The sequence below is a fragment of the Streptomyces sp. NPDC008317 genome, assembly GCF_042955955.1.
GTDB lineage: Bacteria > Actinomycetota > Actinomycetes > Streptomycetales > Streptomycetaceae > Actinacidiphila.
Map to the genome: position 1 here is coordinate 1 of NZ_JBIBFQ010000022.1, position 1650 is coordinate 1650.

The window sequence follows — 1650 nt, forward strand, 5'->3', positions numbered from 1 at the left end:
GGAGTCGTCGAAGGTGGGACTGGCGATTGGGACGAAGTCGTAACAAGGTAGCCGTACCGGAAGGTGCGGCTGGATCACCTCCTTTCTAAGGAGCACTTCTTACCACTTCGGTGGTCAGAGGCCAGTACACCGGCGAGTGTCCGGTGCTGGTTGCTCATGGGTGGAACGTTGACTATTCGGCACGGTTGTTGTCTGTCACCAGTACTGCTTCGGCGTGGAACGTGATCAGAGGGCAGTCGGGCCGGGCACGCTGTTGGGTCCTGAGGGAACGAGAGTTCTTCTCAGTGGAACCAGTCTCATTGAGCGTCAGCGGTCTGCTGGCGGGATGTGGGGGATGGTTGGTTGTTTGAGAACTGCATAGTGAACGCGAGCATCTGTGGCCAAGTTTTTAAGGGCGCACGGTGGATGCCTTGGCACCAGGAACCGATGAAGGACGTGGGAGGCCGCGATAGGCCCCGGGGAGCTGTCAACCGAGCTGTGATCCGGGGGTGTCCGAATGGGGAAACCCGGCAGTCGTCATGGGCTGTCACCCATACCTGAACACATAGGGTATGTGGAGGGAACGCGGGGAAGTGAAACATCTCAGTACCCGCAGGAAGAGAAAACAACCGTGATTCCGGGAGTAGTGGCGAGCGAAACTGGATCAGGCTAAACCGTATGCGTGTGATACCCGGCAGGGGTTGCGCATGCGGGGTCGTGGGAGCTTTCTTGGTCAGTTTGCCGACTGGCCGGAGAGTAAGAAACCGTTGGTGTAGGCGAAGGACATGCGAAAGGTCCGGCGTAGAGGGTAAGACCCCCGTAGCCGAAACACTGGCGGCTCTCTTGAGAGCCACCCAAGTAGCACGGGGCCCGAGAAATCCCGTGTGAATCTGGCGGGACCACCCGTTAAGCCTAAATATTCCCTGGTGACCGATAGCGGATAGTACCGTGAGGGAATGGTGAAAAGTACCGCGGGAGCGGAGTGAAATAGTACCTGAAACCGTGTGCCTACAAGCCGTGGGAGCGTCGCTGTTGTTCTTCGGAACTTCAGTCGTGACTGCGTGCCTTTTGAAGAATGAGCCTGCGAGTTTGCGGTGCGTTGCGAGGTTAACCCGTGTGGGGTAGCCGTAGCGAAAGCGAGTCCGAATAGGGCGGTGTAGTAGCGTGCTCAAGACCCGAAGCGGAGTGATCTAGCCATGGGCAGGTTGAAGCGGCTGTAAGAGGTCGTGGAGGACCGAACCCACCAGGGTTGAAAACCTGGGGGATGACCTGTGGTTAGGGGTGAAAGGCCAATCAAACTCCGTGATAGCTGGTTCTCCCCGAAATGCATTTAGGTGCAGCGTCGTGTGTTTCTTGCCGGAGGTAGAGCACTGGATAGGCGATGGGCCCTGCCGGGTTACTGACCTTAGCCAAACTCCGAATGCCGGTAAGTGAGAGCGCGGCAGTGAGACTGTGGGGGATAAGCTCCATGGTCGAGAGGGAAACAGCCCAGAGCATCGACTAAGGCCCCTAAGCGTACGCTAAGTGGGAAAGGATGTGGAGTCGCAGAGACAACCAGGAGGTTGGCTTAGAAGCAGCCACCCTTGAAAGAGTGCGTAATAGCTCACTGGTCAAGTGATTCCGCGCCGACAATGTAGCGGGGCTCAAGCGTACCGCCGAAGTCGTGTCATT

General features: G+C 57.5%; 2 rRNA genes. Both read left to right on the forward strand.

Going from position 1 to position 1650, the window contains the following annotated elements:
- Positions 1-85, forward strand: a 16S ribosomal RNA gene (locus tag ACFY9V_RS35420); the annotation flags it as partial.
- A gap of 293 nt (positions 86-378) precedes the next feature.
- Positions 379-1650, forward strand: a 23S ribosomal RNA gene (locus tag ACFY9V_RS35425); the annotation flags it as partial.